Below are 25,508 nucleotides of genomic sequence, written 5' to 3' on the forward strand. Positions count from 1 at the left end.
GCGCGAAGTTCCCGTGTTCGACCAGTGCGTGCAACACCGGCGCACTGTAAATTCCGGTTGCTTCCATCGCCACATGGGTCACCCCCTGCGACGTCAACCACTTCGCGGCCTCGCGTAACACCCCGTAGAACGTTTTGAAAGTGCGTTTGACCGTCGTCCTGCCGTCGACACCATCGCCCGGCCGACGGACCGCCACCGCGATGACGTCCTTGCCGACATCGATGCCGGCACACCGTTCGTACAACACATGCATGACCTGCCCATCCTTTCGACTCGAACCGACACGCGTGTGTCGCCTGCGGAGCCCCAAAGATGAACTGAGAGTCTGCTACTCGCGTTCGCAACGGCAACCGGGAACACCCGAAGGTGAGGGCTCCAACGTCAATCTTTTCGACGGTCTCGCAAAGCCAAGCCACATCGACGTCGGCACGCGACACACGCACCACCATTCTCATCCACCGGCAGCGCGCCCGCAGGGCCCATCACAATCTTTTCGGTGGTTCTGCCCTCCGAAAAGACTCACGAGTATTGCGCGGAATTGTGTTGTTCTGCAGAGACTTTCCTCAAATCCGTGTCGGTGGGTCGAGTTAGACTTCGATCATGCTTTCGAACCCGACACCGCACCCCACCACCCGGGTGGACGCTGCGGTGACGAAGATCGAGGCAGGATTGCGCGACCTGCGCGAGGCTGGTTTCACCGAATTGTCGATAGGCCCAGAACGACTCGCGATGCTGCAGCGCCTCGAAGCTGCCGTCCGGACGATACCGAGCTTCGGCAACACCCTCATCGCCATCATGCAGCGCGAATTTCGGTGTGGTGAACTCGGCGACAACAACCTCGCCAACACCCTCGCTGACGCGTTGCGGATCACCCCACACGATGCTCGCACTCGTATCCGCGTCGCCGACGACCTCGCCGCCCGCACGACCTTCTCCGGTGCACCGCAAGACCCTGTCATGCCCAACACCGCCGCAGCCCAAGCCGACGGCGCCATCGGTACCGAGCACGTGCACGTGATCCGCGAATTCTTTCGTCACGTCCCACTTCACGTCGACGAGGAAACGAAGGAACTCGCCGAAACGAAACTTGCAGCGCAAGCGCGGATTCTGCGTCCCGATCAACTCCGCACCGCCGCCAACCGCATCCTGGGATACCTGAACCCCGACGGCCCGCAGCCGGAGGCCGAACGTGCTCGCAAACGCAGTTTCACTCTCGGCCCACAAGGTGCGGATCTGATGACGAAAGGCAGTTTCTGCGTCGACCCGGAACTGCGTGCCTATTTGGAGGCGGCGTTCGCGAAGTACGCGAAACCAGGAGTCCTCAACCCCGCCGACGAGGAGTCGACGGTCGAGGAGGAACCGGCGGCCGAGACGGTGAAGCGCGATGATCGGTCCCTGGAAAAGCGGCAGCACGACGCACTCACAGCGATCCTGCGTGATGCATTGGCGTCCGGAACGTTGGGCCAGCATCGTGGTCTGCCGGTGACGGTGGTGGCGACGATGACGGTCAAGGAACTCGAGGACGCGTCCGGGACGGCGATCACCGGTGGTGGATCACTGTTGCCGATCCGGGATGTGCTGCGGATGGCTCGCCACGCCCGTGACTACCTGGCTTTGTTCGATGATGATGGTCGTCCGATCTACCTGGGCCGGTCCTAGCGGATCGCGCAGGGTGATCAACGGTTGGTGTGTTTCGCCAAAGACAAGGGCTGCACCTTCCCTACGTGCTCACGACCAGCCAATATGTGTGTCTGTCATCATTGCCGGGAATGGGTTGCGCAGCTCGGGCTCACCGATGTCGATCAACTTGCACTCGTGTGCGATACCCACCATCCACTGGCGGGGTTGAAAGACACCGACTGGCACACCATCGTCGCCGGACCAGACCACAAATATCCCGGCCGGATTCTGTGGGTTCCACCGATACATATCGATCCGACCCGAAAACCCCGAATCAATCACTATTTCCATCCCCACGAATACTGGGACGACTAGGTCGTCTGCACAAACAATCCACCCGCCCGGCAGGTGCCGAACGGGTGGACTGTGTCTGACTCTGACGAGCCGGCGTGTGGTTACACGTCTGCTTAAACGTCGTAGTAGAGCTCGAATTCGTACGGGTGCGGACGCAGGTTGACGGGAGCAATTTCCTGCTCACGCTTGATGTTGATCCACGTCTCGATGAGGTCGGTGGTGAAGACGCCACCCTCGGTCAGGTACTCGTGATCGGCCTCGAGGCGGTCGATGACCGACGCCAGGCTGGTCGGAGCCTGAGGAATGTTCTTGGCCTCCTCGGGCGGGAGCTCGTAGAGGTCCTTGTCGACCGGTGCCTGCGGCTCGATCTTCTTCTTGATGCCGTCGAGTCCGGCGAGCATCTGAGCAGCGAACGACAGGTACGGGTTACCGGACGAGTCGGGCGCACGGAACTCGAGACGCTTTGCCTTCGGGTTGTTGCCCGTGATCGGGATACGGACAGCTGCCGAACGGTTGCGCTGCGAGTACACCAGGTTGATCGGCGCTTCGTAGCCCGGAACCAGGCGGTGGTAGGAGTTCACCGTCGGGTTGGTGAAGGCCAGCAGCGACGGCGCGTGGTGCAGGATGCCGCCGATGTAGTGGCGGGCCAGGTCCGACAGACCCGCATAGCCTGCCTCGTCGTGGAACAGCGGCTTGCCGTCCTTCCACAGCGACTGGTGGACGTGCATGCCCGAGCCGTTGTCACCGAACAGCGGCTTCGGCATGAAGGTGACCGACTTGCCTGCTGCCCACGCGGTGTTCTTGACGATGTACTTGAACAGCTGCAGGTCGTCGGCAGCGGCAAGCAGCGTGTTGAACTTGTAGTTGATCTCGGCCTGACCGGCAGTGCCGACCTCGTGGTGGCCACGCTCGAGCTCGAAGCCCGCGTTCTGCAGGTTGGTGGCGATCTGGTCGCGCAGGTCCACGTAGTGGTCGTACGGCGCGACGGGGAAGTAGCCGCCCTTCGGGCGAACCTTGTAGCCACGGTTGGGGGAGCCGTCGGCGTTGAACTCGTTGCCGGTGTTCCACGAACCCGAGATGGAATCGACCTCGTAGAACGCACCGTTGATACCGGAGTCGTAGCGAACGGAGTCGAAGATGTAGAACTCGGCCTCGGCACCGAAGAACGCGGTGTCGGCGATGCCGGTGCTGACCAAGTACTCCTCGGCCTTACGCGCGACGTTGCGGGGGTCGCGGCTGTAGGACTCACGGGTGAACGGGTCGTGCACGAAGAAGTTGATGTTGACCGTCTTCGCGGCACGGAACGGGTCGAGCTGCGCTGTGGTGAAGTCCGGAAGCAGCAGCATGTCCGATTCGTGAATCGACTGGAAGCCGCGCACCGACGAGCCGTCGAATGCGAGACCCTCTTCTGCCAAGTCCGTGGTGAGGGACTTCGCAGGGATCGAGAAGTGCTGCTGAATGCCGGGAAGGTCGCTGAATCGGACGTCGACGTACTCGACGTTCTCATCGGCTATAAATTTGATGACCTCTTCGGCCGTGGTGAACGCCACGCTTGTGCTCCTTCAGTTCGGTTCCCAGCCATTACAAATGCAAAGCTTTTTCGCGACCCGACGGTATGGACGCGGTGTTGCCCCGCGGTCAAGGCTGTGTTTCGCGAGTGTTACACGTGCAGTAATCGACGATCACAGTGCCATAAGCGGCTATACGTGCATTATGTGCCGGTTACGCAGGCATTGTGAGCGAGCGCACCCATCCTGCCATCCGGGGCCGGAGCCCGCGACTCGGGGTTGAAACAAACGCCTATCCTGACTGCTATGGCACGTATAACCGGATCGTGGTTGTCGGGTCCCTCTGCGGCCCTTCCCGAAGGCAACGGCAACACAGACACTGCGTATCGCGGCGAGAAACTCGGCCTGCCACAGGACGGGGTCGGTTCGATCGCGCCGACCGGCCGTCGTCTGATCGCGTTGCTGATCGACTGGCTGCTCTCGCTCGGCATCGCGGGGTTGATCTACAGCGCATCACCGTTCGCCCAGCCGTCGACCATCACCCTGCTCGTCTGGTTGGTCCTCGGCATCCTTGCGGTCACCCTGTTTACCTTCACACCCGGTCAGCTCATCACCGGCATACAGGTGGCGATGACCAACGGTGCGCCGCGCGTCGACATCGTGCACGCCGGCATCCGGTCGCTGCTACTTGCGCTGGTCGTTCCCGCCTTCGTCACCGACGGCGATGGTCGCGGCTTGCACGACCGCATGTCCAAGACGGTCGTGTTGAGGTCGCGGTAACGACTCCGACGGAGTCAGCGGCGGCGCATCGTGCGCTGCACGCCCTTCATTTTCGCCCCGGCCGGCATCGGACCCTTCGGCAGCGGGGGACCGCTGCGAGTACCGAGCGCGGACAGGCGCGACTCGATGTTGTCCATCCGCTTGGTGTCGATGTTGTTCGGCAGCTTGGTCATGTACTTCTGCAGCTGCTTGAGCGGAACCTGGCCCTCGTCGTTGCCGACGATGATGTCGTAGATCGGTGTATCGCCGACGAGGCGGGCGGTCTTCTTCTTCTCTTGTGCGAGAAGCGACTTGACGCGCTGCGGCGCACCTTCGGCAACGAGGATGACGCCTGGCCGACCGATCACACGGTGGACGGCATCCATGTGCGTCGTGCCGACGATCCCGTTCTTGACTCGCCACGAGCCCTTCAGGTTGTCCAGCACCCAGGCTGCCGCACCTGCTTGTCCTTCGGCTTTGCCGTAGACCGTCTTCTCGACGCGACGTCCGAAGATGATGAACGCGAGCAGGATGCCGACCAGGATGCCGATCGACAGCAGGAACCACTGCAGACCGAAGATCAGGCCGATCAGGAAGAACGCGACCGTCGAGACCACGACGGCACCGATCATCAGCGGCAGCAGCAGCTTGTCTTCTTTGCGCTGCATGTTGAACGCCTGCCACAGCTGCGACCTACGCTGCTTGGACGCCGCTTTTTTCGCTGCTTTTGCTGCAGCCTTCGCCTCGTTGCCGGGCTTGCTCGTGCCTCTCGCCATAAGGACAGGATAAGCCTTCTACGACCCGGCAGATCTCACCCGGGCGCAGAGATCGACCGACTCCTATGCGTGAACGGGTGCGAACCTGGCGAGCACCGACGTCGCCTCTTGCGATGCCGTGCCTTCCTTGGCGAGATGAGCCAGGTCCGGTGCGATTTCGCGGCCGTGGTGCGCCATCGCCTGCGCGTAGAGCCGCCCAGCCCGGTACGAGGACCGGACAAGTGGTCCGGCCATGACGCCGGCGAATCCGATCTCTTCGGCATCCTTGGAGTGGGAGACGAACTCTTCCGGCTTGACCCACCGATCGACCGGATGATGCCGCGGTGACGGTCGCAGGTACTGGGTGATCGTGATGATGTCGCAGCCTGCGTCGTGCAGATCGTGCAGTGCCTGGGTAACTTCCTCCGGCGTCTCGCCCATGCCGAGGATCAGGTTGGACTTGGTGACAAGTCCGAAGTCGCGCGCAGCAGTGATGACGTCGAGCGAGCGCTGGTAGCGGAACGCCGGGCGGATGCGCTTGAAGATTCGCGGAACCGTCTCGAGGTTGTGCGCGAGCACCTGCGGACGCGATTCGAATACTTCGGCAAGCTGCGCTGGCACAGCATTGAAGTCGGGTATCAGAAGTTCGACTCCCGTACCCGGGTTGCGCTCGTGAATCTGGCGGACCGTTTCGGCATACAGCCAGGCTCCGCCGTCGTCGAGATCGTCGCGAGCGACGCCGGTGATCGTCGAGTAGCGCAGTCCCATGGCAAGAACGCTGTCGGCCACACGGTTCGGTTCGTCGCGATCCAACGGGGCGGGTTTGCCGGTATCGATCTGGCAGAAGTCACAGCGGCGGGTGCATTGTTCGCCGCCGATCAGGAAGGTGGCTTCGCGATCTTCCCAGCACTCGTAGATGTTGGGGCAGCCGGCTTCTTCGCAAACGGTATGCAGGCCTTCGCGTTTGACGAGACTCTTGAGTTCTGTGTACTCGGGTCCCATTTTTGCGCGGGTCTTGATCCAGTTGGGTTTGCGTTCGATCGGCGTTTCGGAGTTGCGGACTTCGATGCGGAGCAGTTTGCGCCCTTGTGGGGCGGCTGTGGTGAAACCTGCTGAGGGGGACTCTGGTGAGACAGTCACCTAGGCGATGTTACGCCGAGGCCCCGACACCTCGGCGACCGGCGAACTCAGCCGAATCGCAGGGTCGTGAACGTCGGCTCGGGAACCTGATCCGAGAAGACCACACGGTCGATGTCGTGGTCGGCAACGGCGAGCGTCCCGTCGAGAGCGTCGAGCATCGCCTCTGTGACGGCGGGGGTGACCTCGTCGACCGTCACGTCACGACCGAGTTCCTGCGACAGCGACGTCACCCCGGCGTCTGCGATGCCGCACGGAATGATGGTGTCGAACGCTGTCAACGCCGAGTTGCAGTTGAGCGAGAACCCGTGCATCGCGACGCCGCGCTGCACACGGACGCCGATCGCCGCGATCTTGCGTTCCGGCCGCCAGGTGCCGGCTTCGAGCGCAGCGGCGAGCCACACGCCGGACCTGCCCTCGACCCGACCGCATTCGACGCCGAGACCGAAACACACCGTGATCAGCGCTTCTTCGAGTCGACGCACGTACTTGACGACGTCGATCGGCTCGGCGAGTTTGACGATCGGATACCCGACGAGCTGACCGGGTCCGTGCCACGTGATCTTTCCGCCGCGATCGACATCGATCACGGGCGTTCCATCGGTCGGGCGGTCCTCGGGAGCGGTCCGCCTACCTGCCGTGTACACGGAGGGATGTTCGAGCAGCAACAGATGATCGCTGCCGATACCGTCGGCGCGGTCCGCCGCGAGGCTGCGCTGACGTTCCCACGCAGCGAGGTAGTCGATGGTGCCGAGCCGCTCGACAACTACGGGGTCGCTCGATAGCCGCGCAGATCCGGTGACACTCATAGGTCAAAGGCTAGCGCTCGGGTCCACCGGCAGGGTCAACTGCATCAGGACGAGGTCGAGCCAACGGTCGAACTTGGTTCCCACCTCGGGCAATCGGCCGACCACGCGGAAACCGAACTTTTCGTGCAGGGCGATCGACGTGAGATTCGACGCTTCGATACCCGCAACCACGGCATGGATGCCACCCTGGCGGGCGCGCTCGAGCAGTTCGGCAAGCAGCGCCGTCGCGATCCCACGCCGGTGGTAGGAGTCGGCGACGTACACGGAGTTCTCGACGGTGTGGCGATAGCCGGACCTCGCCCGCCACGGACCGTAGGACGCGAAACCCGCTACCACCCCGTCGATCTCGGCGACAAGGATGGGATGGCCGTCGGCGGCACGTTGATCGAACCAGCGATCGCGGTCGGCGAGATCGACCTCGTTCTCGTCCCAGTTGGCAGTCGTGTCGACGATGGCCCTGTTGTGAATCACGAGGATCTCGGGCAGGTCGTCACGACGCGCGTCCCTGATCACGGTCAACCGATCGCCGCTTCCAGCGCTTCGTTGATCGTGTTGTGGCGGAACAAGTACCCGGCACCCTCGAGCGCGGCCGGAATTGCTCTCGGTCCGACAAGCAGCCCCTCGTTCGCCAGATCGCCCAGCAGAGCCGTCAGAGCAAATTTCGGAACGACCCACGGTGCCGGGCGATGGATCGCCCGCGACATCGCCTTGTTGAACTGCGCATTGGTGACCGGCGCCGGACCGACCAGATTGACCGGACCCGAGAGGCTGGAGTCGGTCACCAGAAACTTGATCGCCCGAATCTCGTCGACCATCGAAATCCACGGAAAGTACTGCCTGCCGCTGCCGAGCCTGCCGCCCAAACCGACCGAGTAGAGCAACCGCAGCCTGCCGAGCGCGCCACCACGCCGTGCCATCACCGGTGCACTGCGAAGCAGGACGGTTCGCGCACCCGCAGCCGTGGCAGCGTGCGTCGCATCCTCCCAATCGCGACACAGCGTCGGGAAGAAACCGGTGCCGACGGGTGTGGACTCGTCGACGATCCGGTCGCCCGTGTCACCGTAGAAGTTGATGCCGCTGGCATTGACCAGAACCGGAACCCCGACCTTCGCGACCTCGTTGGCCAACACATCGGTCGGCGTGATCCGGCTGTCACGCAGCTGTTGTTTGAACGCGCCCGTCCAGCGCTTTTCGCCGATACCGACGCCGCAGAGATTGACTACGGCGTCGGCACCACGAAGTGCACCGGGATCGATGATGGCTTGTTCCGGGTCCCACTGGAACTCGTCCGCACCGGCAGGGGGACGGCGCACCAACCGCACGACATCGTGACGGTCGTGCCGCAACGACGCGACAAGCGCCGTCCCGATCAATCCGGACGAACCAGCGATCGCGATCTTCATTCAGGTGTTTTCGTTCAGTACTCAAAGCCCGAGTTCGGCTTCGAATGCTGCCTCTTCGAGCCGTTGCCGGATCGTCGTGAGGAACCTGCCCGCATCGGCACCGTCGACCAGGCGATGGTCGTAGGTCAGCGGGAGGTAGCACATCGACCGAACACCGATCGACTCGCTGCCGAGTTCGTCGGTGACAACGACCGGACGCTTGACGATCGCACCCGTGCCGAGCATCGCCGCTTGCGGCGGCACCAGAATCGGGGTGTCGAACAAGGCACCCTGACTGCCGATGTTGGTGATCGTGAACGTGCCACCCGACAGCTCGTCGGGCTTGAGTCCACCGCTGCGTGCGCGACCGGCAATGTCTGCGATGGCCCGTGCGAGGCCTGCGATCGAGAGATCACTCGCGTTGTGGATCACCGGCGACAGCAGACCCTGGTCCGTGTCGACAGCGATGCCGAGATGCACTGCCGGGTGGTAGGTGATCGTCTTGGCAGGCTCGTCGTAGCTGGCGTTGACGTTCGGGTGCACACCGAGAGCCTCGACGACTGCCTTCGCGAAGAACGGCAGGAACGTCAGGTTCACACCCTCGCGTTCCTTGAAGCCTGCCTTCGCCTTGGTGCGCAACGCCGCGATCTTGGTGAGGTCGGCCTCGTGGACCTGCGTCAGCTGAGCCGTCGTCTGTAGCGATTCGCGGGTCTTGATCGCCGTGATCTGGCGAATTCGATTGGCCTTCTGCGTCGTTCCACGAAGGTGCTCGAGCTCGGGCCGACCGGCTGCAGGCTTCTTCGCAGCAGCAGCAGGGGCTTCGGCAGGGGCCTTCGCGGGGGCAGGCGCTTCGGGAGCCTTCTTGGCTTCGGCTGCCGCGAGCACATCCTGCTTGCGGATGCGTCCGCCGACACCGGTGCCCTTGACCGACGACAGATCGACGTCGTTGTCGGAGGCGAGCTTGCGAACCAACGGCGTGACGTAGGGCGACGAGTCGCTCGAGCCACTGCTTTCGGACTTGGAGCTCTCGGCTTTCGCGGGTGCTGGCTCCGCCTTCGGTTCGGGCTTGGCCTCGGCCTTCGGTTCGGGCTTTGGTTCCGGCTTCTTCTCCGGCTCAGGCTCTGGCTCGGGTTCCGGCTCGGGCTTCTTCTCGGGTTCCGGCTCGGGTTCGGGCTTCGATTCGGCCTTGGCCGGCGAACCGGATCCGACGATCGCGAGCTGACCGCCGACCTCGACGACGTCGTCTTCCTCGGCGGTGATCTCGAGCAGTGTTCCAGCGACCGGGGACGGAATCTCGGTGTCCACCTTGTCGGTCGAGACCTGGAGTAGAGCTTCGTCGACCGCGACCTCGTCGCCGACAGCCTTCAACCAGCGCGTGACAGTGCCTTCGGTGACCGACTCGCCGAGTGCGGGCATCGTGATCGAAGTGCCGGAGTTGCCGCCGCCGGACGACTTTTCGGACTTGGCGGCAGGTTCGGGTTCGGGCTCGTCCGCGGCTTCTTCCTCGGCCTGCGGCTCCGGCTCGGCGGCCGGTTCGGGCTCGGGCTCGGGTTCCGGCTCAGCTTTCGCTTCCGAATCGCTCGACCCCGAAGAGTCTTCGGATTCGTCGGCGTCGCCGATCACACCGAGCTCGCCGCCGATTTCCACGACGTCGTCTTCCTGTGCGGTGATCTTCGTGAGCACACCTGCTGCGGGGGAAGGGATCTCGGTGTCGACTTTGTCGGTGGAGACTTCGAGCAACGGCTCGTCGACTGCGACCGTGTCTCCCTCCTGCTTGAGCCAACGGGTCACCGTTCCTTCGGTGACGCTCTCCCCAAGCGCTGGCATCTGGACGGAGAAGGCCATGTCTTTTGACTCCTCGAGATTGAGTTCGGGTTCTCGGTAGCGGGCGACTCCTGGTCGACCACCATTGTGCGTTGCCATTGCGTTTTGCGCGGGTACTTGCGGCGATCTTCATCCTTGCATTCCTCGGCGAACCGCGTTGCGCGCAGGGCACGATGTTCGACATCGCTGGCAGAATCGTCACCGAGGTTGCGAGCTTGTCGCCGGAAGTTGCGCGCGGGGAGATGTCTCAACAGGGATTCGAGGGTGAGGAGCCAAGGGTGGGGTTGTTGAGTAGGTTCTCGCGTCGTAAAGCGGGTGGCTCTGGCAAGACGAGCACTCAGGACGCGCAATATTTGGCGAACTGGGCGAAGACGCACACGGGGGTCGAGGCATACGTCGAACCGAAGACGACGGTAACGGACGTGACCGCCGTCTTGATCGCTGTCGACGGGGAATGGACGCGCCGAATAGTGGGGGAGCGTGGGGCGCAGAAACTTGCCGAAGACCTCGGTATTCCCGTCTACGACGTATGGAAGACGGGATACCCGCAGCGGATGCGTGACTACGACGCTCGCAAGAAGATCGAGCGCCGTCGTCAGGCAGAGGGAAGCTGACAGCGAACGGCGCTCAACCGTTGGCAGCGATGTCTTCCAGAACCGCGATCAAGGTGCGAACCGGTACGCCGGTACCACCTTTACCGATGTAGCCGAACGGTCCGCCGGTGTTGTACGCCGGACCCGCGATGTCGATGTGCGCCCACGCAACGTCGTCGGGGACGAACTCCTTCAGGAACAGACCTGCCGACAACATGCCGCCGTAGCGGTGGTTCGTGACGTTCGCGAGGTCGGCGACCTTCGAATTGAGGTCGGCGCGGAGTTCCGCGGGAAGCGGCATGGGCCAACCGTTTTCGCCGGTCTCCTGCGAGATCCTGGCGACCCGATCACGGAACTCCTCCGTTCCCATCACGCCGGGTGTGCGATTGCCGAGGGCGATCTGCTGAGCGCCTGTCAGCGTCGCGGTATCGATCAGATAGGCAGGGGAGTCGATGCAGGCGCGCACGATCGCGTCGGCAAGGATCAACCGGCCTTCGGCGTCGGTGTTGATGACTTCGACCGTCGTGCCACCGAACTGGGTCAGCACATCGCCGGGCCGCTGTGCGGTGTCGGACGGCATGTTCTCCGCCATCGGGACGGTGGCGATCACGTCGAGCGGAAGTTCCAGCTTCGCGGCGAGGACGATCGTCGCGATGACCGCGGCGGCGCCCGCCATGTCGGAGGTCATGTTCTCCATGTTCGCGGCGGGCTTGATCGAGATGCCGCCGGTGTCGAACGTGATGCCTTTGCCGACGAGCGCGACCTTGGTCGCGTCGTCCTTGCCGCTCGAGTAGGTGAGACGAACCAGTCGCGGTAGCCGTGAGGACCCCTTGCCGACACCGAAGATGCCGCCGTAGCCGCCCTGCTCGAGTGCCTTGTCGTCGAGGATCTCGACTGCCAGTCCCGCTGCTTTGCCGAGAGCCTCTGCCTGCGAAGCGAACTCGGCGGGGTAGAGATGGCTCGGCGGGGTGTTGACGAACTCACGCGCGGTCGCGACTGCTTCGGCGATGGCGGCCGATCGGGTGAGCGCTCCGGCCGCCGACTTGTCGGTCGACAGCAGGACAACCCGCTGCAACGGCGTCGTCACGTCTTTGGTCTTCAACTTCGAAAAGGTATAGGCACCGAGGTAGAAACCCTCGGCGGCTGCGCCGACGTCGAGAGTCGACAGTGTCGTTGCGGCGGATTCGACGCCCACCAACGAGCGGGCAGCGACACCCGCACTCTTGCGGATCTGCTCCGGCGTGACATCGTCGGCCTTACCGAGCCCGACGGCGAGCACACTGTCGACCGGCAGCGCGGCAGGCGCTGCGATACGCGTCAGTTCCTCCGCTTTGCCTTTCGCTCCGACGGCGCGCAGAGCGGCCAAGATCTCGTCGACGACGGCCGCGTCGAGGATGTCGTCGCCGACGACCGCCGACGGCCCGTCCTCACCTGTGTGCAGTCCGATCACCAGCACGTCCGCGGCGTCGTCGAGGTTGTCGGCGAGCGTCAACTCGGGTCCGAGCGGTCGGGGCGGCGTCTGGGAACTCACAGGCTCTCCTTCTTTGCGTTCGATGCGGCGCGCAGGTCGTGGCGGCAGCGATGATTGGTGGGACCAATGCTAGCGACGCGACCCGACACCCCCTCGAGCTAGCGTTGACTCCCATGACCGACGACCTTCTTCAGGGCCCGATTGACGCCGTGCACACCGAACTCGGTGCCACCTTCGCATCGTTCGGCGGCTGGGCGATGCCCGTCTCCTACGCGGGGACGGTCGCCGAGCACACTGCGGTCCGCGAGACCGTCGGTCTTTTCGATGTCAGCCACCTCGGCAAGGCAACGGTCAGCGGTCCGGGTGCCGCCGCGTACGTGAACGCGACGCTGACGAACGACCTCGGTCGGATCAGGCCGGGCAAAGCGCAGTACACGCTGTGCTGCGCGTCGGACGGTGGCGTCGTCGACGATCTGATCGCCTACTACGTCGACGACGACGAAATCTTCCTGGTCCCCAACGCCGCCAACACCGCCGCTGTCGTCGCAGCATTGAAAGCCGATGCGCCGGAGGGGATCACCGTCACCGACCAACATCGCGACTTCGCGGTGTTCGCTGTCCAGGGGCCGCGTTCGGCCGACGTGCTCACCGCACTCGGCCTGCCGACCGACCTCGAGTACATGGCCTACGAGGACGCCACCTGGGACGGAGTCGCGGTGCGAGTCTGCCGGACCGGCTACACCGGCGAACACGGCTACGAACTGCTGCCGAGCTGGGCCGACGGCGAGAAGCTGTTCCGCGCAATCCTCGAACAGGTGAAGGCTGCCGGGGGAGAAGCGGCAGGCCTCGGCGCCCGCGACACCCTGCGGACCGAGATGGGCTATCCGCTGCACGGACACGAACTTTCGCTCGAGATCTCCCCACTGCAGGCGCGCACCGGATGGGCCATCGGCTGGAAGAAGCCGGACTTCTGGGGCAAGACCGCGTTGGCGCAGGAACGCGCGGACGGTCCACGTCGAAAGATGTGGGGGCTGCGCGCAATCGATCGAGGCGTGCTGCGCCAAGGTCAGTCGGTGCTGCGCGACGGCGAGGCCGTCGGAGAGACGACATCGGGCACCTTCTCGCCGACGTTGAAGGTCGGCATCGCGCTCGCGCTCGTCGACACCGATCCCGGCGTCGACGTCGGTGACGAGGTCGAGGTCGACGTGCGCGGCAGGCGGTTGCGCTGCGAGGTCGTCGATCCGCCGTTCGTCGAGGTCAATACCATGTGAGCCATCCGTTGAACCGACAAACGGTTCGATAAGATCGACGCATGACAGTCGCCACCCAGTTCACTCGTATTCCACACCCCGCTCCGGCAACCGAGCAGGCGCGTGCGGATATCTTGGCGGCACCAGGTTTCGGCAAGTTCATGACCGACCACATGGTTTCCATCGACTACACCGTCGATGGTGGCTGGACCAACGCCACGGTTGCGCCCTACGGCTCGATCCCGCTCGACCCGTCCGCGATGGTGCTGCACTACGGGCAGTCGATCTTCGAAGGCCTCAAGGCGTACCGGCAGCCGGGCGGCGGCATCGCGTCGTTCCGGATCGATGCCAACGCACGGCGGCTGCAGAATTCGGCGCGCCGGCTCGCGATGCCGGAACTGCCAGCCGAACTGTTCATTCAGTCGATCGTCGAATTGGTCGATGCCGACAACGAGTGGGTTCCCAAAGCCGGCGGTGAGGACGCACTGTACGTCCGGCCGTTTATGTTCGCGACCGAGCCCGGTCTCGGCGTACGTCCCGCAAACAAGTACCGCTACCTGGTGATCGCATCGCCCGCAGGCGCTTACTTCCCTCGCGGTGTGAAGCCTGTAAGCGTCTGGCTGTCAACGGAATACGTCCGTGCGGCACCCGGCGGCACCGGTGCGGCCAAGTTCGCAGGCAACTACGCCGCCTCGCTCGTCGCGCAGGCGCAGGCTGCAGAAAAAGGCTGCGACCAGGTCGTGTGGCTCGATGCGATCGAGCGAAAGTACGTCGAAGAGATGGGTGGCATGAACCTGTTCTTCGTCTTCGGGTCCGGACCCGATGCGCGGCTGGTGACGCCGTCGCTGTCGGGTTCGCTGCTGCCAGGCATCACGCGCGAATCGTTGTTGACCCTTGCTGCCGATGCCGGGTTCGCCGTCGAAGAACGCAAGATCTCGACCGAGGAGTGGCAGAAGAAGGCCAAGTCCGGCGAGATCACCGAGGTGTTCGCGTGTGGAACGGCCGCTGTCATCACACCGGTCGGCTCGGTGAAATCGGCGGCTGGCGACTTCACGATCGCCGACGGCGAACCCGGTGAAGTGACGATGGCGCTGCGCGACACGCTCACCGGAATCCAGCGCGGTACCTTCGCCGACATCCACGGCTGGATGACGAAGCTCCGCTGAGGTTCGGGCCGATCTTCGGATCGGCTCAGCCGCCGAACATCGACCGCCATTCCTCGAGATTGCGTGGCCGGAAGACATAGTTCGTGCTGCGGACCGTCGACAGCGAAGCACTCGAATCCGTCGAATACCAGTGGCCTGGAAAGACTGTCGGGTCCCCGTCGAGCTTGGCGAGGTTCTGCAGGCTGCGGAACATCTCGTCGACATCGCCGTCGGGAAAGTCGGTCCGTCCACAACCGTCGAGGAACAGCGTGTCACCGGCGACCAGACGACCGTCGAGCAGAAAGCACTGGCTGCCCGGTGTGTGTCCAGGTGTGTGCAGCAACTCGATGTCGATCGCGCCGACGCTGACCTTGTCGCGGTGGGCGTGTCCGGTGAGGTCGCCTGCCGAGATCCCGGTGACGCGCGAAACCCACTGCACCTCATGTTCGTTCACGTGAACGGGTACGGCAACGCGCTCGAGCAGATCGGCCAGACCTGGCAGTGAGAAGCCCATCATCTCGCCGCCGACATGGTCGGGATGATGGTGGGTGACAAGGACGCCGGAGACCCTCATCCCGTCTGCCTCGGCTGCATCGACGAGATCGGTTGCCGCGTAGGCGGGATCGACGACAAGGCAGTCGCCCGTCTCGCGGTCGCCGATCAGGTACGCGAAGTTGCGCATCTGCGTCGCGATCGGATCTCCAACGGCCCAATCACGGCCGGACAGCAACTGGCGAAAGTACAGACGGTCTGCGGACATACTTCGATTGTCTCCGCTGCCGTACGACGCGGCAGCACCGGCCCGGCAACTATTCACCGACTGTGTCAGCGTGGGCCGTTGCATTCGGCCCGCCCGCGGGTCAATCTGAGCACTGTGATGTCCAACGAATCAGGCGCAGCAGGCTTTGCCGGCAAACATCTCGACGCGGTCGCGGCCAAGCTGCGGCTGCCGATCCGTACCCCGGACTTCATCGATCGATTGATCACGGGGACCGCCGAAGAACTCGGTACGCGAACGCTGCGGCAGCTGATCGTCACCTGGGACGCGGCAGGCGGCGGACCGTTCGCAGCGACGACGGTCGGCGCGGTCAGCGCGACGAAGGCGGTCGAAACACTGCAGGCCCTGTTCATCGGTCCGATTTTCGAGAAGCTGCTCGTCGCGATCGGGGCCGACGATATTCCGCTGCGCGCGTCGCTCTGCGCGTCGCAACTCGTCGGTCTCGGGATGATGCGCTACGCGGCGCGGACGGAGCCGATCGCCTCTGCCGATGTCGACACCCTCGTCGCGGCCATCGCGCCGACGCTGCAGCGCTATCTGGTCGGCGAAATCGCTTAGCTGGCAGAGAGCACACACGCGGTGACGGCCACGCTTACTTCGATGGTCGCGCCGAGGACGTCGCCGCTGAGTCCTCCGAAGCGGCGTACACAGTGGCGGACGAGCAGAACCGATCCCGCGAGTGCGAGTACGACGGCGACCGGTCCAAGCCAGCTGCGGTCGGTACTCCAGGTTGCGACGGCAAGCAGCGGCGCGGTCCACGCGATGCCGATCCACAGCGGCTGAGTGTCGGCGACCAGCGCGCCGAAGCCGGTGTCGGTCGCTGCCGGGGTACCGCGACGACAGGCGATGACGACGGCAACACGTCCCGCTGTGACGGCTACTGCAACGGCAAGCCACGCTCCTGCGGTTGCCAGGACGCCGAACGAAATAGCTTGCACACCAATCGAAACGGCGATCGCTGCCACGCCGAATGGTCCGGCACCACCCGACCGCATCACCTCGCGAGCCCGCTCGGGCGGCCCATAGCAACCCAGCCCATCGAACGTGTCGGCAAGGCCGTCGATGTGCATGCCACGGCTCGCAAGCGCGAGTGCCGCAACCGTGAGCAGACCGGCAAGCAGGGGCGTGAACCCTGCACTCACGAGCAGCCACAACAGCCCTGCCGCAGCCGTGCCGAGTGCGACGCCGGTCAGCGGGACGAGGCGAATCGCCCGTCCGGAGGTATCGCGGTCGACGGACCCCGGTCCGCTGATCGGCAGGACCGTCAGCCAGGAGAACGCGAGCCGGAGTCCGTTCACGATCGGTCGGTCACTCCGGCATCGCCGAAGGTCGCCATCTCGGCGAGCGTTGCCACAGCTGCGTGCAGGATCGGCAACGCCGTCAACGCGCCCGATCCTTCGCCGAGTCGCATCTCCATCTCGATCAGCGGCTCGAGCCGAAGTTGTTTCAGTGCCAACGTATGTGCGGGTTCGGTCGAACGGTGTCCGGCGACCCACCACGCGCTCGCGCCCGGCGCGAGGTCTTCGGCGACAAGTGCGGCGGCGGTGACGACGACGCCGTCGAGGATCACCGGCGTCTTCCTGATCGCCGCCTGCGACAGAAAGCCCGCCATCGCAGCGATATCGGCGCCGGAAGCAACACGCAGCAGGTCGATGGGATTCTTGACGACCGGCCGCGCTCGGCGCAGTGCGTCACGTATTGCTGCCGTCTTGCGCATCCAGCCCGCGTCGTCGACGCCGGTGCCGCGTCCGACCGCCGCGACAGGTTCGGTGTCGGTCAGCGCAGCGACGAGAACTGTTGCCGGAGTTGTATTTCCGATCCCCATGTCGCCTGCGATCAGGAGGTCAGCGCCTGCGTCGACCTCTTCGTCGGCGACCGCGCGGCCGGCTGCGATCGCCTGGTCGACCTCCTCTGCCGTCAAGGCGTCCTCGGTTGCGATCGATCCCGACGAGCGACGGACCTTGTGCGCCGAGATGGCTGGGTCGGTCTCGCCGTCGACAGCGATGTCGACGACGCGAACGCTCGCCCCAGCAACGGCAGCAAGTGCGTTGACCGCGGCACCACCTGCCAGGAAATTGCCGACCATCTGCATCGTGACTTCACTGGGAAACGCGGAGACGCCGTTGGCGGTCACGCCGTGGTCACCTGCGAAGATCACAACTCGCGGGCGCGCGAAAGCCTTTGGCGGACAGACGCCTTGGCAGGCGGCCACCCAGTTGCCGAGCTGTTCGAGTCGGCCAAGGGACCCCGCTGGTTTCGTCAGCTGCAGCTGACGAGCCTGCGCCTGCTCTCGGACCGCGGCATCGGGTGCTTCGACGACGCCGAATGCGCCACCCTTCGACAGTGCTGTGCTCAACGGAACCCTTTCACTTCAGCCTCGTTGTGAGGCCTGCGATCACGAACAACACGTCGTCGCATGCCTGCGCGAGGCGCTGATTGAGCACTCCGATCTCGTCGCGAAACAGTCGTCCGGACCGGGTCGCGGGAACAACGCCGAGCCCGACCTCGGGACTGACGACGACAAGACGGCCCGGATAGTCGGCAACGGCGCTGACGAGTTGATCGGTGTCGACGGTCCCGCGCGGGCTTTCCCATGCCTGCTCGGCGTCGATTCGATCGGTCAGCCAGGTGCCGATGTCGTCGACCAGTGTGGGTCCGGCGCCGGTTGCCAATGTGTCGACCAGATCCTGGTTTTCGACCACCGTCCACGACTGCGGTCGTCGGATTCGGTGTGCGGCAATGCGGTGCTCGAAGTCGGCGTCGGATGCGTCGCGTCGGGCAGTAGCGACGTAGCGGACAGCATCGTCGCCGAACATTGCCTCCGCGACAGCCGACTTTCCCGACCGTGCGCCACCGAGAACGAGCGTTCGGCGGGGGAGTGAGTCGGACGGCACGAGGCTAGACGCTACCAACCTGGGTGGCCATGCAGCCGAAGCGGCGACGATAGTCGACGGGCGCGAGGCCGACGACGCGATTGAAGTGGTGACGCAACAGCGCACTCGATCCGAAACCGCAACGGCTGGAGATCGATTCGAGTCCGAGGTCGGTGTCTTCGAGAAGTTGCTTGGCGAGCAGCACCCGTTGATTGGTCAGCCATTTGACCGGTGTCGTCCCGGTCTCCGCCGCAAACTTGCGTGCGAAGGTCCGTGTGGACATCGCGGCACGCGCCGAAAGGTCCTCGATCGTGTGTGCTTCCGCAAGGTTGTCCGTCAGCCAATCGAGGATGGAACTCAAACTGTCGGAACGACATTCGACGACAGGACGTTCGATGAACTGGCGCTGGCCGCCGTCGCGCTGCGGCGGTACGACCATCCGTCGTGCGATCGCGTTGGCAACGGAACTGCCGAGTTCGCGCCGAACCAGGTGCAGGCAGGCGTCGATACCGGCCGCGGTTCCCGCGCTGGTGATGAGGTTGCCCTCGTCGACGAACAGGACGTCGGGGTCGATCGTCGCAAGAGGGAATTGCGCAGCGAGCGCGTCGACGTACCGCCAGTGCGTTGTGCACTTGCGGTTGTCCAGCAAGCCGGCCGCGCCTGCGAGGAAGGTGCCCGAGCAGACCGTGAGAACTGTTGCGCCTGCGTCGTACGCGTCGCGGATCGCTTCGACGACTTCGGGGGCGTAGTCCCTGGTGGTGTGCGATGCGGGAATCGCGACCAGGTCGGCGCCGCGCAGCCCGTCCAGTCCGAATTCCGGCGTCACCTTGATGCCGGGAGTCGACATGGTCAGCGGGACGCCGGGGTACTGGCCGCAGACGCGGAAGTCGAACGCAGGCAGACCTACATCCGTGCGGTCGAGCCCGAAAACCTCGCAGACCACGCCGAGTTCGAACATGGTTGCAGGTTCCACCAGCACGGTCGCGACCTTGGACAACATAAATCGAGTATATGGCAGAATGTTGTCGGACTATGTCAGTGCTGCCACTTTCGGCGGAAAGTTTCTGAGCGCAAACTTACTGCCATGACCACATTCGATGCAGCCAGGTACCAAACAATCGACTACGGCGTCATGGCGCCACGCACAGCGCGGCGGAGTTGGCGCGACGTCGCGCGCTCCGTGCGCGACTATTTCCGGCCGACCGGCTTCATGGGTTCGTCGAATCCCATGGACCGTGACGCGGCACGAGAGTTCGCCGACATCATCGCGATGAGTCGCAGGGCGCCGCACAACTGAGCGGCGGGGTCAGGCGGAGGTCCGGGCCCTGTGGGCTCGGAGCGGGTCGGCTCAGACCGCGTCGCCGGGCTTCACACGAGGCTTCGGCAGCCGCATCTTCTTGATCTGCGACGCGCGAGTGAAGCCGTACCAACCGAGCTTGAAGCCACCGTCGATCGAATCCGGGAACCGTTCACGAACGCGCTTGTTGACCATCTTGCCCAGGTAGATGCCCTCGCCGACCATGAAGACCATCATGATGAGCATCGCGAACGTGACGATGAACTGCACTGCCGGACTGACGAACATCGTCACGATCAGGATCAGAGCCGCGGGCATGAACATGCCGACGAGGTTGCGTCGTGAATCGATCAGATCGCGAACATACGCACGAACCGGACCTTTGTCGCGGGGCAGCAGGTACTTGTCGTCACCGGCAGCCATCCGCTCACGACGCAGGGTCGCGGCTGCACGACGCTCGGCGGACTGGGCCTTACGGTCCTCCTTGGTGCCTTTGGTCGCCTTCTTGCGAGCGCGGGCTTCCTTGGAGTTCATCGGTGCAGGGGCGACAGGTCCGCGTCTGCGAGCTTCCGCGTCACGTCGCTTGGGGGTCGGCTTGCCCTTGCCGAGGCTCACCTTCGACCCGGCGTCTTCGACCGGAGTCGATGGCTTGGTACTTGCGTCCGAATCATCGGAGTTGCCACGGCGTAACAGCTTCACTCCTCCAGGCTATTGGATTGTCGGCGAAATGGAGAAACCGGACTCGAGTGCGGAGAATTCTCCGTTTCGAGGAATAGGTTCGGCCGGAGTACCGTTGGAAGCGTTCACGGGGACGAACAGCTTGCGATAGGGAGAGTCAATGACTGTGCAGAACGAGACCACCACCACTCACGGCGTGAAATTGAGCGACGCCGCAGCGGCCAAGGCGAAGGCGCTTCTGGACCAGGAGGGTCGTGACGACCTCGCACTTCGGATCGCTGTTCAGCCCGGCGGCTGCGCCGGCCTGCGTTACCAGCTCTTCTTCGACGACCGCAGCCTCGACGGCGACCTGATCGTCGACTTCGGTGGCGTCAGCCTTGCTGTCGACCGGATGAGCGCGCCTTACGTCGAGGGCGCAATCGTCGATTTCGTCGACACGATCGAAAAGCAGGGATTCACGATCGACAACCCGAATGCCTCGGGCTCCTGCGCCTGCGGCGACAGCTTCAACTGATCTCGTCGCTACAACCGGTGAAACTCCCTGATGCGGGGCCGTCTTTCGTGGACGGCCTCGCATAGCCATGTTCAGCTGAAAGGCACCAGCTCGTGACCATTGCCGTATCCGGATCGATCGCAACCGATCATCTGATGACGTTCCCCGGAAAATTCTCCGAGCTCCTGCTGGCAGATCAGCTCGAGCATGTGTCGTTGAGTTTCCTCGTCGACGACCTCGTCGTCCGGCGCGGGGGAGTGGGCGGCAACATCGCCTACGCGATCGGTCAGCTCGGCGGCTCACCGCTGCTCATCGGCGCCGTCGGCCCCGACTTCGCCGACTACCAGGCCTGGCTGGAAGCCTCGAACGTCGACTGCAGCGGTGTTCGCGTCTCGACGAAAGCCCAAACGGCACGCTTCGTCTGCACGACCGACGAGGCCATGGCTCAGATTGCGTCGTTCTACCCGGGTGCGATGAGCGAAGCGAGGGAAATCTCGATCGCAGCGCTCGACCCGGCGCCCGACCTCGTGCTCATCGGTGCGAACGATCCCGCTGCGATGGTCGGTCACACCGAAGAATGCCGTGCGCTCGGCATTCCGTTCGCCGCAGACCCGTCACAGCAGCTCGCTCGTCTCGACGGCGAAGATGCCGCCAAGCTCATCGACGGTGCCGAGTACCTCTTCACAAACGAGTACGAGTGGGGTCTGCTCCGGCAGAAGACCGGTCTCAGCGAGGACCAGATCGCCGAGAAGGTCGGCATCCGCGTCACCACGCTCGGGTCGAAGGGCGTCGAGATCATCGACTCCGACGGTGCCTTGATCCGCGTCGGCGTCGTCCCCGAGACGAGCAAGGTCGATCCGACCGGTGTCGGCGACGGCTTCCGCGCAGGCTTCCTCACCGGTCACACCGGTGGCCTCAGCATCGAACGATCGGCTCAACTCGGTTCGCTGGTCGCCGTGCTCGTACTGGAAACGGTCGGAACGCAGGAGTGGTCCCTCGATCGTGACGACGCGCTCAAGCGTCTTGCCGATGCCTACGGCACCGAAGCGGCCGACGAAATCGGGAGGGCGCTTCGCGCCTCGTGAGTCCTTTCGGAGGTCCTGGCCACCGAAAAGACTTACGAGCGGCGTAGCCGCCTACAGCGAAATCGGGTAGGCCGGCTCCTGAATATTCGGCACGATGCGCTCTTCGACGAAGATGCCGTGCCAGATCATGAAGACCAGAACGGTCCACAGTCGACGGCTGTGATCGGTTCGGCCCGTCCGGTGATCGTCGAGCATGTCCTTGATCGCAGCCTTGTTCAGCAGGTGGTCGGTCTGCGAGTCGGCGATCTGCTGATGCGCCCAGTCGAACAGTTCCGGGCCACGCAGCCAGTGCCGCAGCGGCACGGGGAACCCGAGCTTCGCTCGATGCAGCACATGGCCGGGCACGATGCCCTCCAACGCCTGACGCAACGCGTACTTGGTCGTGTCCTTCGTGATCTTCTGCTCGAGCGGTACCTGCTCGGCGACGCGGAAGACTTCCGAATCGAGGAAAGGCACCCGCAGCTCGAGTGAATTGGCCATGGTGATCTTGTCGGCCTTCACGAGAATGTCGCCACGTAGCCACGTGAACAGATCGAGATGCTGCATCCGGGTTACCGGATCCCAGCCCTCCGACTGCGCGTAGATCGGTGCGGTCACATCTTGATGCGTCCACTCCGGTCGGAAATCGCGCAGCACCGCGCGCAGCTGCGCGTCGTTGAAGCTGCGCGCATTGCCGTAGTAGCGCTCTTCGAGCGACATCGAGCCACGGTTGAGCAGGCTCTTGCCGCGGCGACCCTCCGGCATCCGGTCCGAAAGGCGAGCCGCAGCACGTCGCAGACCGGGGGTCAACCGCTCGAACGGGCGCAACGACAGCGGTTCGCGGTAGATCGTGTACCCACCGAACAACTCGTCTGCGCCCTCACCCGAAAGCACGACCTTGACGTGTTTACGGGCTTCCTTGGCGACGAAGTACAGGGGGACGAGCGCGGGGTCGGCAACGGGGTCGTCGAGGTACCAGACGATCTCCGGAATCGCCGCTGCGAACTCCTCGGGACCGACGACCTTCACGATGTGCCGCGCGCCGATGGCGGCGGCAGATTCGGCTGCGACGTCGACCTCCGAATAGCCCTCGCGCTCGAAACCCGTCGTGAACGTGATGAGTTTCGGATTGTGGCGCATGGCGAGGGCAGCGATCGCAGTCGAATCGATGCCACCGGAGAGGAACGAGCCGACCGTGACGTCAGCGCGCATGTGCTTGGCGACGGAATCTTCCAGCGCCTCGGCAATCTCTTTGTAGCGCGCCGCGGCGGAACCGTCGGTGAAAGGGCGCACTCGGAACTTCGGCGTGAAGTAACGCGTGATCTCCGGCACTTCGCCAGGCTTCAGGTGCGCGTAACTACCGGACTCGAGGCGGCGAATGTCGGCGTGCAGCGTTTCGGGTTCCGGGACGTACTGCAGCACCGTGTAGTGCTCGATGGCACGCGGGTCCAGTTCGGTGCCGATACCGATGAGCGACGCCAACTCCAGCAGCGACTTCTTCTCGCTACCGAATGCCGTGCCGTTCGGCCCGGTCGCGAAGAACAGCGGCTTGATGCCGAACTGATCCCGTGCGACGAAAAGCTCGCGGGTATCGGTGTCCCATATGGCGAAGGCGAACATGCCGCGCAGGCGGGTCACCGCGTTCGGCCCCCAGTAGTGGAACGCCGCGACGATCGCCTCGCTGTCGCCTTCGGTCTGGAACTCGGCGCCGTGCTCGTCGGCCAGTTCGGCCCGCAGCTCGAGGTAGTTGTAGATCTCGCCGTTGAACGTCAGCGCGTACCGGCCCGGATTCTCGGGCGGTCCCCACCGAAGCGGTTGGTGGGAATGTGCGATGTCGATGATCGCCAAGCGGTTGAATCCGAAGATGAGGTCGTCGTCGTGCCACGTTCCGTGCTCGTCCGGGCCGCGGTGACGCAGGCAATGCATCGCCGCGTCGACCGCCGACACGCCGTCGGGGGTCGTGCCGTTCGAGGTCAGGAACCCGAGTAGTCCGCACACAGTGCTGGCAACCTCGCTTCGTATCGATCGGTCATCGGGCTAGGTCAGGGCAGGTGCCGAAAACTCTTCGCCGAGTATGCCGTAGTTCGTTCGGAGTGTCGGTCAAGACCCGAAGCCGAGAAGCCCTCGAGGTTGGTCTACGCTGCGTAGTATTCGAGCCATCCCGGTGGCTAGGCCATCGAAACTTGCGGCGATCAGGAAGGCGTGAACGTGGCGCATAGTCGGATTCTTCGGCGAGCCGGGCTAGCTGCATCTGTCGGCTTGACCGCTCTGGTGCTGTCAGGCTGCTCCATCAACAACGAGGTGCTCCGCTTCGGCTGGCCAGAGGGCATCACGCCGCAGGCGCAGCGGATGCGTGAACTGTGGACCTGGTCCGTGGTCGCCGCGCTCGTCATGGGTGTCATCGTGTGGGGGCTGACCTTCTGGACGATTGTCTTCCACCGTCGCCGCGCAGGCGATCCGGAATTCCCACGCCAGACCGCGTACAACGTGCCGCTCGAATTGAGTTACACCGCAGCGCCGTTCGTCATCATCGCGGTGCTCTTCTACTTCACGGTCAGCGTGCAGAACTACGTCGACAAGAAGGTCGACAATCCCGCTGTCGTCGTCGACGTGACCGCGTTCCAGTGGAACTGGAAGTTCGGCTACCGCACGGTCGACATGCCGAACGGTCCGCGTCTCGACCTTGCCGACAAGGTGCGCGAAGGCGCCAACGCCGAGGCTGTCGCGGAGTCCGAGGAGCGGACGGACGAGAAGGGCCACCCGCAACCGGGCGCCATTCACGGCAAGAATCCGAACGACCTCTCGTACCTGCACTACGACACGATCGAGACCATCGGCTCCAGCGAAGAGATTCCGGTGCTCGTGGTTCCCACCGAGAGCATCATCGAATTCCAGATCGCCTCGGCTGATGTCATCCACGGATTCTGGGTTCCCGAGTTCCTGTTCAAGCGTGACGTGAACCCGAACCCGAAGGAAAACCACTCCGACAACATCTTCCAGGTCACCGACATCGAGAAGGAAGGCGCCTTCGTCGGGCGCTGCACCGAGATGTGCGGTACCTATCACTCGATGATGAACTTCGAGCTGCGAGCCGTGAGTCCGGACAAGTTCCAGACCTACATCAAGGCGCGGCAGGCAGGCAACACGAACGCCGAGGCCCTGCAGAGCATCGGTGAGAGCCCGGTCGCGACCACGACCGTGCCGTTCAAGACCTCGCGTACTGTCCGCGAAGCTACCCAGTCCGACGGCAAATAACTCGGTCCATCAGCCGATCAAGTAAGGACGCGAACTGATATGAAGGTCGAAGCGAAACTCTTCGAACTCCTGACGGGGTTTATGTTCCTCGTCGCAGTTTTGTACGGCGTGTTCACCGGCATATCCCGTACCGGAGTCGAATGGGCGGGACTTACAGCCATCGTTCTGACCGGCGGCCTGACGCTGATCATCGGAACCTACTTCCGCTTCGTCGCACGTCGACTCGCTCTGCGTCCTGAGGACTACGAGGACGCCGAGATCATCGACGGCGCCGGAGATCTGGGCTTCTTCAGCCCCGGCAGCATCTGGCCGATCACGCTTGCCGCCGCTGCTGCGGTCACCGCAACCGGATTCGCCTTCTTCGAGCCGTGGTTGATCGCCGTGGGCGTCCTGTTCGTGCTGTTCGCCGTCGGCGGGCTGCTGTTCGAGTACCACGCAGGACCAGAGAAGCACTGAGCATCCC

The 25,508-nt window shown here is 64.0% G+C and carries 28 protein-coding genes; 12 read left to right on the top strand and 16 right to left on the bottom strand.

Annotated features, from left to right (window positions below; genetic code table 11):
* On the bottom strand, nucleotides 1–253 hold a 253-nt coding region (locus ACHIRB_RS18620), incomplete at its 3' end, for an IS110 family transposase (RefSeq protein ID WP_395127744.1).
* Between the two features lie 347 nt (nucleotides 254–600).
* Between ACHIRB_RS18620 and ACHIRB_RS18625 the strand changes: the two genes are divergently transcribed.
* Together ACHIRB_RS18625 and ACHIRB_RS18630 are read left to right on the top strand one after the other, a co-directional pair.
* The gene (locus ACHIRB_RS18625; protein ID WP_395125748.1) at nucleotides 601–1,659 is read left to right on the top strand and encodes a 13E12 repeat family protein; all 1,059 of its coding nucleotides are present in this window, start codon (nucleotides 601–603) and stop codon (nucleotides 1,657–1,659) included.
* An 84-nt stretch (nucleotides 1,660–1,743) separates the two neighbouring features.
* Nucleotides 1,744–1,995: a hypothetical protein gene (locus tag ACHIRB_RS18630; protein WP_395125747.1), complete on the top strand. Its 252-nt coding sequence runs from the start codon at nucleotides 1,744–1,746 to the stop codon at nucleotides 1,993–1,995.
* Between the two features lie 92 nt (nucleotides 1,996–2,087).
* Here the strand turns inward: ACHIRB_RS18630 and glnA are convergent, their stop codons facing one another.
* Nucleotides 2,088–3,524, bottom strand: a complete 1,437-nt coding sequence (gene glnA, locus ACHIRB_RS18635; protein WP_199706862.1) for a type I glutamate--ammonia ligase — start codon at nucleotides 3,522–3,524, stop codon at nucleotides 2,088–2,090.
* A 264-nt stretch (nucleotides 3,525–3,788) separates the two neighbouring features.
* Here glnA and ACHIRB_RS18640 point away from each other — a divergent pair, with 264 nt between their 5' ends.
* Nucleotides 3,789–4,262 (top strand): RDD family protein, encoded by a 474-nt coding sequence (locus ACHIRB_RS18640; protein ID WP_395125746.1) that lies wholly within the window; start codon nucleotides 3,789–3,791, stop codon nucleotides 4,260–4,262.
* Between the two features lie 14 nt (nucleotides 4,263–4,276).
* On the opposite strand, the gene ACHIRB_RS18645 is transcribed toward ACHIRB_RS18640, so the two are convergent.
* The 6 genes from ACHIRB_RS18645 to sucB all read right to left on the bottom strand — a co-directional run bounded on the left by ACHIRB_RS18645 (nucleotide 4,277) and on the right by sucB (nucleotide 10,169).
* Nucleotides 4,277–5,017 (bottom strand): DUF4191 domain-containing protein, encoded by a 741-nt coding sequence (locus tag ACHIRB_RS18645; protein ID WP_199706860.1) that lies wholly within the window; start codon nucleotides 5,015–5,017, stop codon nucleotides 4,277–4,279.
* A 63-nt stretch (nucleotides 5,018–5,080) separates the two neighbouring features.
* Nucleotides 5,081–6,136 carry a lipoyl synthase gene (gene lipA / locus ACHIRB_RS18650; RefSeq protein ID WP_395127745.1) on the bottom strand — a complete coding sequence of 352 codons (1,056 nt, stop codon included), beginning with the start codon at nucleotides 6,134–6,136 and terminating at the stop codon, nucleotides 5,081–5,083.
* 47 nt (nucleotides 6,137–6,183) lie between these two features.
* The gene (gene lipB, locus ACHIRB_RS18655) at nucleotides 6,184–6,942 is read right to left on the bottom strand and encodes a lipoyl(octanoyl) transferase LipB (protein WP_395125745.1); all 759 of its coding nucleotides are present in this window, start codon (nucleotides 6,940–6,942) and stop codon (nucleotides 6,184–6,186) included.
* A 3-nt stretch (nucleotides 6,943–6,945) separates the two neighbouring features.
* Nucleotides 6,946–7,461, bottom strand: a complete 516-nt coding sequence (locus ACHIRB_RS18660) for a GNAT family N-acetyltransferase (protein WP_199706857.1) — start codon at nucleotides 7,459–7,461, stop codon at nucleotides 6,946–6,948.
* Nucleotides 7,458–8,345 (bottom strand): TIGR01777 family oxidoreductase, encoded by an 888-nt coding sequence (locus ACHIRB_RS18665; RefSeq protein WP_395125744.1) that lies wholly within the window; start codon nucleotides 8,343–8,345, stop codon nucleotides 7,458–7,460. Before ACHIRB_RS18665 ends, ACHIRB_RS18660 begins: the two co-directional genes overlap by 4 nt.
* 21 nt (nucleotides 8,346–8,366) lie before the next feature.
* A complete protein-coding gene (sucB, locus tag ACHIRB_RS18670; RefSeq protein ID WP_395125743.1) occupies nucleotides 8,367–10,169 on the bottom strand; it encodes a 2-oxoglutarate dehydrogenase, E2 component, dihydrolipoamide succinyltransferase in 1,803 nt (600 codons plus the stop codon).
* A gap of 257 nt (nucleotides 10,170–10,426) precedes the next feature.
* Here sucB and ACHIRB_RS18675 point away from each other — a divergent pair, with 257 nt between their 5' ends.
* Nucleotides 10,427–10,762 carry an oxidoreductase gene (locus ACHIRB_RS18675; RefSeq protein WP_395125749.1) on the top strand — a complete coding sequence of 112 codons (336 nt, stop codon included), beginning with the start codon at nucleotides 10,427–10,429 and terminating at the stop codon, nucleotides 10,760–10,762.
* 13 nt (nucleotides 10,763–10,775) lie between these two features.
* On the opposite strand, the gene ACHIRB_RS18680 is transcribed toward ACHIRB_RS18675, so the two are convergent.
* Nucleotides 10,776–12,272: a leucyl aminopeptidase gene (locus ACHIRB_RS18680; protein ID WP_395125742.1), complete on the bottom strand. Its 1,497-nt coding sequence runs from the start codon at nucleotides 12,270–12,272 to the stop codon at nucleotides 10,776–10,778.
* 113 nt (nucleotides 12,273–12,385) lie between these two features.
* On the opposite strand from ACHIRB_RS18680, the gene gcvT reads away from it, so the two are divergent.
* The gene (gene gcvT, locus ACHIRB_RS18685) at nucleotides 12,386–13,483 is read left to right on the top strand and encodes a glycine cleavage system aminomethyltransferase GcvT (RefSeq protein WP_395125741.1); all 1,098 of its coding nucleotides are present in this window, start codon (nucleotides 12,386–12,388) and stop codon (nucleotides 13,481–13,483) included.
* Nucleotides 13,484–13,524: 41 nt separating this feature from the next.
* Nucleotides 13,525–14,628 carry a branched-chain amino acid aminotransferase gene (locus tag ACHIRB_RS18690; RefSeq protein ID WP_395116914.1) on the top strand — a complete coding sequence of 368 codons (1,104 nt, stop codon included), beginning with the start codon at nucleotides 13,525–13,527 and terminating at the stop codon, nucleotides 14,626–14,628.
* Between the two features lie 25 nt (nucleotides 14,629–14,653).
* Here ACHIRB_RS18690 and ACHIRB_RS18695 read toward each other — a convergent pair whose 3' ends face one another.
* Nucleotides 14,654–15,367, bottom strand: a complete 714-nt coding sequence (locus ACHIRB_RS18695) for an MBL fold metallo-hydrolase (RefSeq protein ID WP_395125740.1) — start codon at nucleotides 15,365–15,367, stop codon at nucleotides 14,654–14,656.
* Between the two features lie 117 nt (nucleotides 15,368–15,484).
* Between ACHIRB_RS18695 and ACHIRB_RS18700 the strand changes: the two genes are divergently transcribed.
* Nucleotides 15,485–15,943 carry a TetR/AcrR family transcriptional regulator gene (locus tag ACHIRB_RS18700; RefSeq protein WP_199706850.1) on the top strand — a complete coding sequence of 153 codons (459 nt, stop codon included), beginning with the start codon at nucleotides 15,485–15,487 and terminating at the stop codon, nucleotides 15,941–15,943.
* Here ACHIRB_RS18700 and ACHIRB_RS18705 read toward each other — a convergent pair.
* From ACHIRB_RS18705 to ACHIRB_RS18720, 4 genes are read right to left on the bottom strand one after another with little or no spacing between them, the layout of a single operon-like run.
* Nucleotides 15,940–16,683 carry an adenosylcobinamide-GDP ribazoletransferase gene (locus ACHIRB_RS18705; RefSeq protein ID WP_395125739.1) on the bottom strand — a complete coding sequence of 248 codons (744 nt, stop codon included), beginning with the start codon at nucleotides 16,681–16,683 and terminating at the stop codon, nucleotides 15,940–15,942. The two genes, ACHIRB_RS18700 and ACHIRB_RS18705, sit on opposite strands and share 4 nt — an antisense overlap.
* Nucleotides 16,680–17,741 carry a nicotinate-nucleotide--dimethylbenzimidazole phosphoribosyltransferase gene (gene cobT / locus ACHIRB_RS18710; protein WP_395116908.1) on the bottom strand — a complete coding sequence of 354 codons (1,062 nt, stop codon included), beginning with the start codon at nucleotides 17,739–17,741 and terminating at the stop codon, nucleotides 16,680–16,682. Before cobT ends, ACHIRB_RS18705 begins: the two co-directional genes overlap by 4 nt.
* Nucleotides 17,742–17,751: 10 nt before the next feature.
* Complete coding sequence (locus tag ACHIRB_RS18715; protein WP_417282098.1) at nucleotides 17,752–18,279, bottom strand: bifunctional adenosylcobinamide kinase/adenosylcobinamide-phosphate guanylyltransferase; 528 nt, start codon at nucleotides 18,277–18,279, stop codon at nucleotides 17,752–17,754.
* Between the two features lie 4 nt (nucleotides 18,280–18,283).
* The gene (locus ACHIRB_RS18720; protein ID WP_395116906.1) at nucleotides 18,284–19,258 is read right to left on the bottom strand and encodes a helix-turn-helix domain-containing protein; all 975 of its coding nucleotides are present in this window, start codon (nucleotides 19,256–19,258) and stop codon (nucleotides 18,284–18,286) included.
* Between the two features lie 84 nt (nucleotides 19,259–19,342).
* Between ACHIRB_RS18720 and ACHIRB_RS18725 the strand changes: the two genes are divergently transcribed.
* On the top strand, nucleotides 19,343–19,555 hold the full coding sequence (locus ACHIRB_RS18725) for a hypothetical protein (protein ID WP_395116904.1): 213 nt from the start codon (nucleotides 19,343–19,345) through the stop codon (nucleotides 19,553–19,555).
* 51 nt (nucleotides 19,556–19,606) lie between these two features.
* Here the strand turns inward: ACHIRB_RS18725 and ACHIRB_RS18730 are convergent, their stop codons facing one another.
* On the bottom strand, nucleotides 19,607–20,254 hold the full coding sequence (locus ACHIRB_RS18730) for a DUF3043 domain-containing protein (RefSeq protein ID WP_395125738.1): 648 nt from the start codon (nucleotides 20,252–20,254) through the stop codon (nucleotides 19,607–19,609).
* A gap of 139 nt (nucleotides 20,255–20,393) precedes the next feature.
* Between ACHIRB_RS18730 and ACHIRB_RS18735 the strand changes: the two genes are divergently transcribed.
* Both ACHIRB_RS18735 and ACHIRB_RS18740 read left to right on the top strand, forming a co-directional pair.
* Nucleotides 20,394–20,747, top strand: a complete 354-nt coding sequence (locus ACHIRB_RS18735) for a HesB/IscA family protein (RefSeq protein ID WP_199706844.1) — start codon at nucleotides 20,394–20,396, stop codon at nucleotides 20,745–20,747.
* A gap of 92 nt (nucleotides 20,748–20,839) precedes the next feature.
* Entirely contained in the window at nucleotides 20,840–21,811 is a 972-nt protein-coding gene (locus tag ACHIRB_RS18740) for a carbohydrate kinase family protein (protein WP_395125737.1), read from the top strand.
* A 51-nt stretch (nucleotides 21,812–21,862) separates the two neighbouring features.
* On the opposite strand, the gene asnB is transcribed toward ACHIRB_RS18740, so the two are convergent.
* A complete protein-coding gene (asnB, locus tag ACHIRB_RS18745) occupies nucleotides 21,863–23,788 on the bottom strand; it encodes an asparagine synthase (glutamine-hydrolyzing) (RefSeq protein WP_395116898.1) in 1,926 nt (641 codons plus the stop codon).
* A gap of 204 nt (nucleotides 23,789–23,992) precedes the next feature.
* Between asnB and ctaC the strand changes: the two genes are divergently transcribed.
* On the top strand, nucleotides 23,993–25,045 hold the full coding sequence (gene ctaC / locus ACHIRB_RS18750; protein ID WP_395125736.1) for an aa3-type cytochrome oxidase subunit II: 1,053 nt from the start codon (nucleotides 23,993–23,995) through the stop codon (nucleotides 25,043–25,045).
* A gap of 39 nt (nucleotides 25,046–25,084) precedes the next feature.
* Nucleotides 25,085–25,501: a cytochrome c oxidase subunit 4 gene (locus tag ACHIRB_RS18755; RefSeq protein WP_395125735.1), complete on the top strand. Its 417-nt coding sequence runs from the start codon at nucleotides 25,085–25,087 to the stop codon at nucleotides 25,499–25,501.
* Nucleotides 25,502–25,508 lie beyond the last annotated feature (7 nt).

The sequence above is a fragment of the Antrihabitans spumae genome (assembly GCF_043944905.1).
Taxonomy (GTDB): domain Bacteria; phylum Actinomycetota; class Actinomycetes; order Mycobacteriales; family Mycobacteriaceae; genus Antrihabitans; species Antrihabitans spumae.